The sequence below is a fragment of the Bradyrhizobium sp. CIR48 genome (genome assembly GCF_014198315.1).
Taxonomy (GTDB): Bacteria; Pseudomonadota; Alphaproteobacteria; order Rhizobiales; family Xanthobacteraceae; genus Bradyrhizobium.
Genome location: NZ_JACIHG010000017.1, coordinates 50,773 through 62,537, shown reverse-complemented (window position 1 = coordinate 62,537; position 11,765 = coordinate 50,773). Strand labels below are relative to the sequence as shown.

Annotated in this window: 13 protein-coding genes; 10 read left to right on the top strand and 3 right to left on the bottom strand. The window is 65.4% G+C overall.

Going from position 1 to position 11,765, the window contains the following annotated elements; all coding sequences use genetic code 11:
- The first annotated feature begins 7 nt into the window (after positions 1-7).
- From lspA to arfB, 5 genes are all read left to right on the top strand, one after another.
- A complete protein-coding gene (gene lspA / locus GGD66_RS37350; RefSeq protein WP_018318364.1) occupies positions 8-502 on the top strand; it encodes a signal peptidase II in 495 nt (164 codons plus the stop codon).
- A gap of 95 nt (positions 503-597) precedes the next feature.
- Complete coding sequence (locus tag GGD66_RS37345) at positions 598-1,323, top strand: hypothetical protein (RefSeq protein ID WP_092255207.1); 726 nt, start codon at positions 598-600, stop codon at positions 1,321-1,323.
- A gap of 194 nt (positions 1,324-1,517) precedes the next feature.
- The gene (locus GGD66_RS37340; protein WP_183261657.1) at positions 1,518-2,909 is read left to right on the top strand and encodes a pitrilysin family protein; all 1,392 of its coding nucleotides are present in this window, start codon (positions 1,518-1,520) and stop codon (positions 2,907-2,909) included.
- On the top strand, positions 2,906-4,273 hold the full coding sequence (locus tag GGD66_RS37335; RefSeq protein WP_183261655.1) for a pitrilysin family protein: 1,368 nt from the start codon (positions 2,906-2,908) through the stop codon (positions 4,271-4,273). Before GGD66_RS37340 ends, GGD66_RS37335 begins: the two co-directional genes overlap by 4 nt.
- A gap of 117 nt (positions 4,274-4,390) precedes the next feature.
- Positions 4,391-4,807 (top strand): alternative ribosome rescue aminoacyl-tRNA hydrolase ArfB, encoded by a 417-nt coding sequence (gene arfB, locus GGD66_RS37330; RefSeq protein WP_018321949.1) that lies wholly within the window; start codon positions 4,391-4,393, stop codon positions 4,805-4,807.
- A gap of 61 nt (positions 4,808-4,868) precedes the next feature.
- Here arfB and GGD66_RS37325 read toward each other — a convergent pair whose 3' ends face one another.
- Positions 4,869-5,177 (bottom strand): hypothetical protein, encoded by a 309-nt coding sequence (locus GGD66_RS37325; protein WP_026202641.1) that lies wholly within the window; start codon positions 5,175-5,177, stop codon positions 4,869-4,871.
- Between the two features lie 301 nt (positions 5,178-5,478).
- Here GGD66_RS37325 and GGD66_RS37320 point away from each other — a divergent pair, with 301 nt between their 5' ends.
- From GGD66_RS37320 to GGD66_RS37305, 4 genes are read left to right on the top strand one after another with little or no spacing between them, the layout of a single operon-like run.
- Positions 5,479-5,865, top strand: a complete 387-nt coding sequence (locus GGD66_RS37320) for a c-type cytochrome (protein ID WP_092255213.1) — start codon at positions 5,479-5,481, stop codon at positions 5,863-5,865.
- A complete protein-coding gene (locus tag GGD66_RS37315) occupies positions 5,866-6,261 on the top strand; it encodes a VOC family protein (RefSeq protein ID WP_092255216.1) in 396 nt (131 codons plus the stop codon).
- Between the two features lie 39 nt (positions 6,262-6,300).
- Positions 6,301-6,849, top strand: coding sequence for a Twin-arginine translocation pathway signal (locus tag GGD66_RS37310; RefSeq protein WP_092255219.1), 549 nt, complete (start codon positions 6,301-6,303; stop codon positions 6,847-6,849).
- A 30-nt stretch (positions 6,850-6,879) separates the two neighbouring features.
- Positions 6,880-8,448, top strand: coding sequence for a GMC family oxidoreductase (locus tag GGD66_RS37305; protein WP_092255222.1), 1,569 nt, complete (start codon positions 6,880-6,882; stop codon positions 8,446-8,448).
- 225 nt (positions 8,449-8,673) lie between these two features.
- Here GGD66_RS37305 and GGD66_RS37300 read toward each other — a convergent pair whose 3' ends face one another.
- A complete protein-coding gene (locus GGD66_RS37300; protein WP_018321943.1) occupies positions 8,674-8,991 on the bottom strand; it encodes a ribbon-helix-helix domain-containing protein in 318 nt (105 codons plus the stop codon).
- A 240-nt stretch (positions 8,992-9,231) separates the two neighbouring features.
- Between GGD66_RS37300 and mutL the strand changes: the two genes are divergently transcribed.
- On the top strand, positions 9,232-11,046 hold the full coding sequence (mutL, locus tag GGD66_RS37295; protein ID WP_183261653.1) for a DNA mismatch repair endonuclease MutL: 1,815 nt from the start codon (positions 9,232-9,234) through the stop codon (positions 11,044-11,046).
- Between the two features lie 120 nt (positions 11,047-11,166).
- Here the strand turns inward: mutL and rsmD are convergent, their stop codons facing one another.
- The gene (rsmD, locus tag GGD66_RS37290) at positions 11,167-11,721 is read right to left on the bottom strand and encodes a 16S rRNA (guanine(966)-N(2))-methyltransferase RsmD (RefSeq protein ID WP_092255227.1); all 555 of its coding nucleotides are present in this window, start codon (positions 11,719-11,721) and stop codon (positions 11,167-11,169) included.
- Positions 11,722-11,765 lie beyond the last annotated feature (44 nt).

Here is an 11,765-nt window from a genome sequence, read left to right as displayed (position 1 = left end):
CGCGGCCATGACCCCGCTCCGCGCCGGCATCCTCGCGGCCCTGGTCACCCTCGTGGCGGACCAGGCCTCAAAGCTCTGGCTGCTGAACGGGTTCGACCTCGCCCGTCGCGGCGTGGTCAAGGTGACGCCGTTCTTCGACCTGGTGCTGGCCTGGAACATCGGCATCAGCTTCGGCTGGCTGCAGAACGACGGCCAGGCGGCGCAGCTCGCGCTGATGGCCGTCAAGGCCATCGCCGTGGTCGCGCTGGCGATCTGGATGGCCCGCTCGCACACCCGGCTTGCCACGATCGCGTTGGGCCTGATCATCGGCGGCGCCATCGGCAACGGCATCGACCGCCTCGCCTATGGCGCGGTGGTCGATTTCGCCCTGCTCCACATCGAGATCGGCGGAAATACCTATAATTGGTATGTGTTTAACCTCGCCGACGTGGCGATCGTTGCTGGGGTGGCGGGGCTATTGTATGATTCCTTCCTGGGGGTACCCGCCGCAAAAGCGCCCTGATCCCGGCCGATACGGACCGGCAGGTGGAACCCGGCCTTTGCGAGGGTTTGCCGCGTGCGAGCGGCGATCTGACACAATATGGAACAGGTACAGTAATGCGCAGCTCGAAGACCAGCATTTCGATGGTTCGAGACCCCCGATTGGGGCTTTGGCGGGCGTTGAGATTGTCCGCCGTCGCGCTCGGCATCGGCCTCGTCATGTCGGCCGGCGCAGCACGCGCCGGTGACGACGACGATGAAGATGACGGGATGACCTTCGAAGAGAAGATCATCGACAATCTGATGTCCGGCATCGGCGCCAAGAGCATGGAAAAGCCCGGCATCGAATACCGCGAGCGCTCGCCGCTGGTGGTGCCGCCCAAGCTCGACCTGCCGCCTCCCGCGACCCAGGCCAAGGCCGCGCCGAACTGGCCCAAGGACCCCGAGGAGAAGCGCCGCAAGGAAGCCATCGCCGCGCGCAAGAAGGCAACCAAGGAAACGGAAAACTGGCAGGCCGCCCGACAGCTGACGCCCGCCGAGATGAAGGCCGGCCAGGTCGCCGCAGCCCCCCGAACAAGCAATGACCCCATCCAGCCGGGCACCAACGGCAATCCGTCACTCAGCCCCGCCGAACTCGGCTTTTCCGGCGGCCTGTGGAATATGATGAAGGGCGGCAACGCCACCGAAGAAAAGAAATTCACCGAGGAGCCGCCGCGCCAGTCGCTGGTCGAGCCGCCGCCGGGCTATCAGACGCCGTCTCCGAACTATGCCTATGGCGCCGGGCCGGACAAGTCGCGACGGACCTATTTCGACATCATGTCCGGCAAGGACAAGGAACAATAGCGTTCCTGTTCCACAGACCCGAAACCCCGCGCCGGCGATTCATGTACGCCGGCCGAGGCGCATAAATTGCTGATCAGTAACTTGCCATCGCGTTGAGTTCTCTGCTTCGTGACGCGAAGCCTCAGCCGCACGGTGTAGCATGCCGTGCCGTCCGAGCCGGACATCCGGACCTCGGCCTTTCACTAGGGATCATGATGTCCGCAAACCGATCGGCTGCCTGCCTCCTTGCCGCGCTGCTTTCGACCAGTGTCCTGACATCAGGCGCGGCCCTTGGCCAGACCACGGTCACATCGGCCCCGCCCGCCAGCTTCACGCTCAGCAACGGCATGCAGGTCGTGGTGATCCCCGATCACCGCACGCCCGTCGTCACCGAGATGATCTGGTACAAGGTCGGCTCGGCCGACGAGACGCCGGGCAAGTCCGGCCTCGCCCACTTCCTCGAGCACCTGATGTTCAAGGGCACCTCGAAGCACCCCGTCGGCGAATTCTCCCAGACCGTGCTTCGCGTCGGCGGCAACGAGAACGCCTCGACCTCGGTCGACTACACCAACTATTACCAGCGCGTGCCGAAAGAGCAGCTGCCGACCATGATGGAGTTCGAGGCCGACCGCATGACCGGCCTCATCCTCAAGGACGAGAACGTGCTGCCCGAACGTGACGTCGTGCTCGAAGAGTACAACATGCGCGTCGCCAACAATCCGGACGCGCGGCTGAACGAGCAGATCATGGCCGCGCTCTATCTCAATCATCCCTACGGCCGTCCGGTGATCGGCTGGCACCAGGAGATCGAGAAGCTCGACCGCGAGGACGCGCTCGCCTTCTACCGCCGCTTCTATGCGCCGAACAACGCGATCCTGGTGATCGCCGGCGACGTCGAGGCCGCCGACATCCGCCCACTGGTCGAGCGCAATTTCGGCTCCATCCCGGCGCAAGCAGCGATCCCGGCGCGGCGAGTCCGTCCGCAGGAGCCGGAGCCCGCCGCCCCGCGCACCGTCACGCTGGCCGACCCGCGCGTCGAGCAGCCGAGCATGCGGCGCTATTATCTCGTGCCCTCGGCAACCACGGCCGCGGCCGGCGAAAGCGCCGCCCTCGACGTGCTGGCGCAGCTGATGGGCAGCGGCAGCAATTCCTATCTCTACCGCGCCCTCGTCGTCGACAAGCCGCTCGCAGTCTCCGCCAATGCCAGCTATTCGAGCATCTCGCTCGACCCGACCCAGTTCGCGATCTCTGCCTCACCGAAACCCGGCGTCAGCTTTGCCGAGGTCGAGCAGGCGGTCGACGGCGTCATCGCCAATGTCGCGCAGAACCCGATCCGCGCCGAGGATCTGGAGCGGGTCAAGACCCAGCTCATCGCGGAAGCGATCTACGCCCAGGACAACCAGGCGGTGCTGGCACGCTGGTATGGCGGCGCGCTGACCACCGGCCTGTCGATCGAGGACATCAGGAGCTGGCCCGATCGCATCCGCGCGGTCACCGCCGAGCAGGTCCGTGCCGTCGCGCAGAAATGGCTCGAGAAGAAGCGCTCGGTGACGGGCTATCTGATCAAGGACACCAGTGCCGCCAAGCGCGAGGAGAAGCGTTCGTGACCTATCCCTTCCTTCGACGCGTTGCCTTCTCGTTTGTCACGGGCGCTGCGCTTTCCCTCGCCGCCATCTCGCCGTCGCAGGCGGCCGCAAAGATCCAGCACCTGGTCTCGCCGGGTGGTATCGAGGCCTGGTTCGTGCAGGACGCAACCGTGCCGCTGATCGCCATGGAATATTCCTTTGCCGGCGGCTCGGCGCAGGATCCCAAGGACAAGCCGGGCGTCGCCAACCTCGTCGGCGATCTCCTCGACGAAGGCTCCGGCGATCTCGACTCCAAGACCTTCCACGAGCGGCTCGACCGCCGCGCCATCGAGCTCTCCTTCAGCGCCACCCGCGACACTTTCCGCGGCAGCCTGCGCATGCTGCGCGACAACAAGGACGAGGCCTTCGACCTCTTGCGGAGCGCGTTGACCTCGCCGCATTTCGACCCCGCCGATGTCGAACGCATCCGCTCGCAGGTCGTCTCGGGCCTGCGCCGCGAGACCACCAATCCGACCTCGTTGGCGAGCCGCAAATTCCTGGAGGTCGCCTTCGGCGATCATCCCTACAGCCGGCAGAGCAACGGCAATCTCGACAGCGTGCCGACCATCACGGTCGCGGACATGAAGGACTATGTCGGACGGGTCCTCGCCAAGGATGGGCTGAAGATCGCAGTCGTCGGCGACGTCGATCCGGCGACCCTCGGCAAGCTGCTCGACCACACCTTCGGCAGCCTGCCCGCCAAGGCCAACCTCACGCCGGTCCCCGACGTCGAGGCCGCAAAGCCGCCGCAACGCGCCTTCGTGACGCTCGACGTGCCGCAGACCGTGATCACCTTCGGCGGCCCGGGCGTGAAGCGTAGCGATCCCAACTTCATGGCGGCCTATGTCGTCAATCACATCCTCGGCGGCGGCGGATTGTCTTCCAGGCTCTATCGTGAGGTGCGCGAGAAGCGCGGCCTGGCCTATTCGGTCTATGAAGCGCTGCTCTGGATGGAGCATTCGGCGGTGTTCATCGGCAATACCGGCACGCGCGCCGACCGCGCCGGCGACACCATCGATGCCATTGAAAAGGAAGTGCGCCGGATCGCCGAGGAAGGCCCGACGCAGAAGGAGCTCGACGAGGCCAAGTCCTACCTCAAGGGCTCGCAGATGCTGGCGCTCGATACCTCGTCCAAGCTGGCCCAGGCGCTGCTGCAATACCAGCAGGACAAGCTGCCGATCGACTATATCGAGAAGCGCAACGCCATCGTCGACGCCGTGACGCTGGACGACGCCAAAGCCGCCGCCAAGCGCCTCTGGGGCCAGGGCCTCCTGACCGTCGTCGTCGGCCGCGCCCCGCAGGCCGCGGCGCAGCCCTCCGCGGCTCCGGCGACGAAGTCGAACTGACGTCCCTCTCAGATGTCCTGAAATGGCCGGGCTCGCCCGGCCATTTGCGTTTCCACCAAGCACCATTGCCCAACGCAGACGTCCGCGATATGTCCGGACATCACGAATGGTGCCATCATGCTGCGGATATCCCGCGATCTCGTCATCGACGAGGACGACATCGAGATCGGCTTTGTCCGCGCCTCCGGCCCGGGCGGGCAGAACGTCAACAAGGTCGCGACCTCGGCGCAGTTGCGCTTTGACGCGCGCAAGCTGACCCTGCCGGAGGATGCAGCGATTCGGCTCGCCCGCCTCGCCGGTCAGCGCATGACCAAGGACGGCGTGATCGTGATCCAGGCGCAGCGCTTCCGCACCCAGGAGCGCAACCGCCAGGATGCCATTGATCGCCTCACGGAGATGCTGCGCGAAGCCATGGTGCGGCCAAAGCCGCGGCGGGCGACAAAGCCGACTTTTGGCTCAAAGCAACGCCGGCTCGAGGGCAAGAAGCGCCGCAGCGACGTCAAGGCCGGACGCGGCGGGCGCTTCGACGACTAATTAGCGCGGCAAAAAACTCCGGCCGCAGGGCGACCGGAGTTTTGCCGTTTCACCGGCGAGACTAGTAACGCTTGGAAGGGGCTGCGCCGCCCGTCGTGGCATCGTCGGCCGTTCCCTTGTGCGCAGCGCTACCCGTGGTGCCGACCGTGCCCCTGGTGCCTTTGGTCGATTTCATGCCGGTCTTCTCGCCCGCCGCGCCCGGCTGAGCATTCATCTCCTCGTCGCCGCTGCCCATCGTGCTGCCTTGCATGGGTTTGCTCTGCACTGTGCCGCCCGGTTTGGCGGTGGGGGGCGCGCTTTGCGCGAGAACGGGCGTCGCAATGAGAGCCGACAGAGCGCATGCGATCATCGAGGTCTTCACCAACTTCATCCATTTCTCCTGGATTTTTTCGCGACGAATGGCTCGGCGGCGCACACGCCGCTGATCTGCACCGGGCCATTGCATCGCGTCGAGAGTTCAAGCGGCGCAATCGTCATGCAATGCGCATGGTGTGGTGATCGTTTAGGGATTTGACGGCGGTTTCGCGGAATTGTGCTCCGCATATAAGGCAGCGCGGAACACCGCGCATCACGAGCATCTCCGCACGCAGCGAAACAGCCCGCTACTACCACCGCCCATCTGACGCCGCCTAGAGTTTGCGCAGGTTGATGTCGATGGGCGGCTCTAGACGATGCGCGCGTTCGTGCTGGGATTGTGCACCGCGATGGTGCTGGTGGTGCGGGTTGCCGACGCACAGATGCCTTTGCCGGCCGCAAAGCCGCCGGACGGTGCGACACTCTTCAAGCAACAATGCGCGGCGTGCCACACCACGAACCTGTCGGAGCCGGTGCGCCAGGGACCGCCGCTGCTCAAGGTCGTGGGCCGTCTCGCCGGCAAGGTCGAAGGCTTTCGGTATTCGCAAGGCCTCGCCAACGCAGATTTCACCTGGGACGAAGCCCGGCTCGACGCCTGGCTGACCAATCCGCAAGCCGTCATTCCCGGTGTCGTCATGGCCTATCGGCAAGGTAAGCCGGAGACGCGCGCCGCCATCATCGCTTACCTGAAGGGGCAGAACTGAATGGCAAAGCCGGTCCATTCCATGATCCGCGTGCTCGACGAGGCGCGCTCGCTCGACTTCTACCGGCGTGCCTTCGGCCTCGAAGTCGCAGACCATCTGAAATTCGCGGACTTTGCCCTGATCTATCTGCGTCACCCCTCCTCACCTTTCGAGGTCGAACTGACGGTGAATTTCGATCGCAAGACGCCGTACCAACTCGGCGACGGCTACGGCCATCTCGCCGTCGTGGTCGAGGATCTCGAGGCCGAGCATGCCCGCTTCGAGCGCGAGAAGCTCGCGCCGGGGCCCTTACGCGATTTCAAGCACGACGGCAGGACGCTGGCGCGCTTCTTCTTCGTCAGCGATCCCGATGGCTACAAGATCGAGGTGATCCAGCGGGGCGGACGGTTCGGCTGACACAAAGGTCCAAATCATAAAAATCCACGGAGGAATGCCATGAGAGAAGTCGATCGTCGAAGCAAGCACAGCCGTCGCGTCTTTCTCAAGGGTGCGGCGACCGCCGTGCCGGTCGTAGCCGTCGCGACCAGCGTCACCGTGAGCATCGAAGATGCGTGGGCCGATGATGCCAGCGCACTCTCGCCCGCGACGATGAAGACACTGCTGAAAGTCGCGCGCGACATCTATCCGCACGACGTGCTCGGCGACAGCTATTACATCACCGCGGTCAAGCCGTGGGACGGCAAGGCGGCGAAGGATCCCGCCGTCAAGTCGCTGATCAGCGACGGCATCACGCGGCTCGATCAGAATGCGCGGGATCGCCACAAGGTGCCCTATGTCGAAGTGCCATGGGAAGCCGACCGTGTGGTGCTCTTGAAGGAGATCGAGGGAAGCGACTTCTTCCAGAAGGTGCGCGGCGACCTCATCGTCTCGCTCTACAACCAGAAAGAGGTCTGGCCGCGGTTCGGCTACGAGGGCTCCTCCGCCGAGCACGGCGGCTACATCAACCGTGGCTTCGCCGACATCGACTGGCTGCCGAAGGCTTGAGACCCACCCCAACGGTTCAGGAGAACGCATATGGCAAAATTCGATCTGAACGACTCCAGCGTTGTGGTGATCGTCGGCTCCGGTGCCGGCGGCGGCACGCTGGGCAACGAGCTCGCGCAGAAGGGCGTCAAGGTGGTCATTCTCGAAGCGGGTCCCCGCATCGAGAACCACGACTTCGTCAACGACGAGTGGGAGAGTTTTTCCCAGCTTGCCTGGACCGATGCGCGCACCACCTCGGGGACGTGGCGCGTCGCCAAGGATTTTTCCGGCCTTCCCGCCTGGATCGTCAAGGCGGTCGGCGGCTCGACGACCCATTGGGCCGGCGCCTCGCTGCGCTTCGATGAGCACGAGTTCAGGGTGAAGAGCACCTACGGCAACCTTCCCGGCGCCAATCTCCTGGACTGGCCGGTCACGCTCGCCGAGATGGAGCCGTGGTACGCCAAGGCCGAGAACAAGATGGGCGTGACCCGCACCAACGGCATTCCCGGCCTTCCCGGCAACAATAATTTCAAGGTGCTGGAAGCCGGCGCCAAGAAGCTCGGTTACAAGACGGTGCACACCGGCAATATGGCGATCAACAGCCAGCCGCGCGACGGCCGCGGCGCCTGCCAGCAGATCGGCTTCTGCTTCCAGGGCTGCAAATCCGGCGCGAAATGGTCGACACTCTACACCGAGATCCCGAAGGGCGAGGCGACCGGCAATCTCGAAGTGCGACCGAGCAGCATGGCGATCAAGATCGAGCATGATGCCGGCGGCAAGGTGACCGGCGTGGTCTACGCCGACGAGAGCGGCGCGATGCAGCGCCAGAAGGCGCGCATCGTCGCGGTCGCCGGCAACTCGATCGAGAGCCCGCGGCTGCTGCTCAACAGCGCCTCGACCATGTTCCCCGACGGCCTTGGCAATTCATCGGGCCAGGTCGGCCGCAACTACATGCGGCACATGACCGGCAGCGTCTATGCCGTGTTCGAGAAGTCCGTGCACATGTATCGCGGCACCACCATGGCCGGCATCATCCGCGATGAAGCCGCCAACAACCCGAAGCGCGGCTTCGTCGGCGGCTACGAGATGGAGACGCTATCGATCGGGCTGCCGTTCATGGCGGCGTTCCTCAATCCCGGCGCCTGGGGCCGTCCGTTCACCGCGGCGCTCGACGGCTATCCCAGGATGGCCGGCATGTGGCTGGTCGGCGAGGACATGCCGCAGGAGACCAACCGCATCACGCTCGACCCTCGCGTGAAGGACAAGTTCGGGCAGCCGGTCGCGAGTGTGCATTTCGACGATCATCCCAACGATCTCGCGATGCGCGCGCACGCCTACAAGCAGGGCGCTGCGGTCTACGACGCCGTCGGCGCCACCGTGACCTATCCGACGCCGCCCTATCCGAGCACCCACAATCTCGGCACCAACCGGATGAGCGAGAAGCCCAGGGATGGCGTCGTCAACAAGTTCGGGCAGAGCCACGACGTCAAGAACCTGTTCGTCTCGGACGGCAGCCAGTTCACCAGCGGTGCGGCCTGCAACCCGACCCTGACCATCGTCGCGCTGGCGATCCGGCAGGCGGACTACATCGCGGGCGCGATGCAGAAGAAGGAGATTTGATCGTACGTTGGCGTCGCTCGCCAGGACGACGTTGAGGAGGGATTGCGTATCCACACTCAAGGTGTCGTCCCGGCGAACGCCGGGACCCATAACCACAGGGCCTAGTTTGGCGGAGATTAGTCGTTCGGTACTCCGACCTTCCGCAATCGTTAGATCACGCGGTGTGGGTCCCGGCGCCCGTGCGCAATTGCGCACTAGGCCGGGACGACACCGAAGGTGCGGAAGCTACTCCGCCGCATCGAGAATCGGCGCCACCGTGGCCTTGAACTCCGGCACCGTCGCCATGCTCTTCGAGCGATAGATCAGACACGAGCAGCGCAGCAGCGAGGCGAAATTGTTGACCTCGCCGTGATGGTCGAGCACCTCGTTGTAGAGCGTCGTCAGGAACTTGCCGAGGCTCATGGCCTCCCTGGCCGCGATCTCCTCCAGCGTGTCCCAGAACGCCATTTCCAGCCGGATCGAGGTGCAATGGCCATCGATCCTTAAAGAACGGGTCTGGGATTCGTAATCGCGTTGGGGCTGATGCGCGAAGAGATGGCACATGGCGTCCTCCCGTCCTGTTGCCATTTTTTCACGATGCTACACCGCTGCCCGACGCCTCACAATCCGGACCGTCGTCGGATGTCGGCAGGTGCCGGCCTGCGCAATTTTCTCGAACGCTCAATGTCTTCAATGCGATAGGTAGCCCTCTTCCCCAGGCGGCCACACGGCTGTTGCCCAACACATGCTTTTGACGCAACACGGCCTAGAATAGCGCTGTCCGCGAATCCAGATCAGAACCTCATGCCCGTCCGCCAGCTTCCAGAACAGGTCGTCAACCGCATCGCCGCCGGCGAGGTGGTCGAGCGTCCGGCGAGCGTGGTCAAGGAGCTGGTCGAAAACGCCATCGATGCCGGCGCCAGCCGGATCGACGTCTTCACCGACGGCGGCGGGCGGCGGCGGATCGGCATCACCGACGATGGCGGCGGCATTACCGCGAAAGACCTCGCGCTCGCGGTCGAGCGCCACGCCACCTCCAAGCTCGACGACGAGGATCTGCTCCAGATCCGCACGCTCGGGTTCCGCGGCGAGGCGCTGCCCTCGATCGGCTCGGTGGCACGACTGTCCATCACCACACGCCACGCCAGCGAGCCGCACGCCTGGGCGCTCACGGTCGAGGGCGGCGAGAAGTCCGAGATCATGCCGGCGGCGCTGGCACATGGCACCCGCGTCGAAGTTGGCGACCTCTTCTATGCGACGCCGGCCCGGCTCAAATTCCTGAAGACCGACCGCACCGAGGCGGAAGCGATCCGCGAGGTGGTGCGGCGCCTCGCGATGGCGCGGCCCGATATCGCCTTCACGCTGGCGGGCGAGGAGCGCGCACCAGTGACCTGGGCTGCCGCGCTGCCCGGCGCCGCCGGCCGCCTGACGCGGCTCGGCGACATCCTGGGCGCTGAGTTTCGCAGCCATGCCTTCGAGGTCCATGCCGAGCGCGAGGGCGTCGTCGTCGCCGGCTATGCCGCTGCACCTGCACTGACCAAGGCCAATGCGCTCGGGCAATATCTCTTCGTCAACGGCCGCCCGGTCCGCGACAAGCTGATCCTGGGGGCGGTGCGCGGAGCCTATGCCGACTATCTCCCGCGCGACCGGCATCCCGTGCTGGCGCTTTTCGTTACGCTCGACCCACGCGAGGTCGATGCCAACGTCCATCCGGCCAAGACCGAAGTGCGCTTCCGCAACGCCGGCCTGGTCCGCGCGCTGATCGTGCACGGGCTGAAGGAAGGTCTCGCGCGTGAGGGGCGTCGCACCGCCGCCAACAGCGGCGAGAGCGCGTTGTCTTCGTTCCGGCCGGCCTTCACGTCGCCGCGTCCCGCAAGCTGGGACTGGCGGGCCTCGCCATCCGCCCCAGTCGCGCCGATGCCGTCCTTCGAAGGATCGGCCGCACCCGCTTTCGCCGAGCGCGCGCAGGCCGCCTTCGACGTCGGTGCGCCCAGCGCGGACGTGCGGTTCGAGACGCAACCGGTCGCTGACCTCATCGATCGTCCGCTTGGCGCCGCGCGCACGCAGATCCACGAGACCTATATCGTCTCGCAGACCCGCGACGGATTGATCATCGTCGACCAGCATGCCGCGCATGAGCGCATCGTCTATGAGCGGCTGAAGGCCTCGCTGGCTGCAAACGGTGTGCAGCGGCAGATCCTTCTCATCCCTGAGATCGTCGAGATGGACGAGGCGACGGTGGAGCGCCTCCTGGAGCGCAGCGAGGAGCTCGCATCGTTCGGCCTCGCCATCGAATCCTTCGGCCCCGGTGCGGTCGCGGTGCGCGAGACGCCCTCGCTGCTCGGCAAGACCAATGCCGGCGGCCTCTTGCGCGATCTCTCGGAGCACATGGCCGAATGGGACGAGGCGCTGCCGCTCGAGCGCCGCCTGATGCACGTCGCGGCGACCATGGCCTGCCACGGTTCGGTGCGCGCCGGCCGAAGGCTGCGGCCGGAAGAGATGAACGCCCTGCTCCGCGAGATGGAGGACACCCCGAACTCGGGCCAGTGCAATCACGGCCGGCCGACCTATGTCGAGCTGAAGCTCAGCGATGTGGAGAAGCTGTTCGGGCGGCGGTGACAGTGCCGCGGCGCCGATGCCGTAGGGTGGGCAAAGCGAAGCGTACCCACCACCCATCGCGATTGTGCAAAGTGCGTGGGCACGGCGCGACGCGCCTTTGCCCACCCTACGGCAGCGCGGCTACGGCCGCTTCAAAAACACAAACTCCGTATCGTCATAGGCCCGCCGCTCCAATTCCTCGTACCCTTCCGGCGTCACGAACTGCGCGGCCTTCGCCTCCTCCACCACCAGCAGCGCGCCGGGCGTGAGCCAGCCTCCGTCGCGCAAGCTCGCCAGCGCCTTCTCCGCAAAACCCTTGCCATAGGGTGGATCGAGGAACACCAGCGAGAACGGCTCGACGGGATGCGCGGGCCCGAGATCGGTGGCATCGCGGCGGTAGACCTTGCTCACGCCGCCGAGGCCGAGCGATTCCACATTGTTGCGCAGCAGCGCCCGCGCCTCCGCGCCATTGTCGACGAACAGCGTGAACTTCGCGCCGCGCGACGACGCCTCGATGCCGAGCGCCCCGGTACCGGCGAAGAGATCGAGCACGCGCGCGTCCGCAATCGGATCATCATAGGCGTGCACGAGGATGTTGAAGACGGACTCGCGCAGGCGGTCCGCCGTCGGGCGGATGTCGCGCGAGGACGGTGAGGCGAGATTGCGCCCCTTCAACCTGCCGCCGACGACGCGCATTATGAGACTCGAATAGTAAAGGCACGGAAGGAGAGCTCCCTTCC

Coding starts and splice junctions, on each gene's coding strand:
- lspA (WP_018318364.1), top strand. CDS start 8: ATGACCCCGCTCCGCGCCGGCATCCTCGCGGCCCTGGTCACCCTCGTG.
- GGD66_RS37345 (WP_092255207.1), top strand. CDS start 598: ATGCGCAGCTCGAAGACCAGCATTTCGATGGTTCGAGACCCCCGATTG.
- GGD66_RS37340 (WP_183261657.1), top strand. CDS start 1,518: ATGTCCGCAAACCGATCGGCTGCCTGCCTCCTTGCCGCGCTGCTTTCG.
- arfB (WP_018321949.1), top strand. CDS start 4,391: ATGCTGCGGATATCCCGCGATCTCGTCATCGACGAGGACGACATCGAG.
- GGD66_RS37325 (WP_026202641.1), bottom strand. CDS start 5,177: ATGAAGTTGGTGAAGACCTCGATGATCGCATGCGCTCTGTCGGCTCTC.
- GGD66_RS37320 (WP_092255213.1), top strand. CDS start 5,479: ATGCGCGCGTTCGTGCTGGGATTGTGCACCGCGATGGTGCTGGTGGTG.
- GGD66_RS37315 (WP_092255216.1), top strand. CDS start 5,866: ATGGCAAAGCCGGTCCATTCCATGATCCGCGTGCTCGACGAGGCGCGC.
- GGD66_RS37310 (WP_092255219.1), top strand. CDS start 6,301: ATGAGAGAAGTCGATCGTCGAAGCAAGCACAGCCGTCGCGTCTTTCTC.
- GGD66_RS37305 (WP_092255222.1), top strand. CDS start 6,880: ATGGCAAAATTCGATCTGAACGACTCCAGCGTTGTGGTGATCGTCGGC.
- GGD66_RS37300 (WP_018321943.1), bottom strand. CDS start 8,991: ATGTGCCATCTCTTCGCGCATCAGCCCCAACGCGATTACGAATCCCAG.
- mutL (WP_183261653.1), top strand. CDS start 9,232: ATGCCCGTCCGCCAGCTTCCAGAACAGGTCGTCAACCGCATCGCCGCC.
- rsmD (WP_092255227.1), bottom strand. CDS start 11,721: ATGCGCGTCGTCGGCGGCAGGTTGAAGGGGCGCAATCTCGCCTCACCG.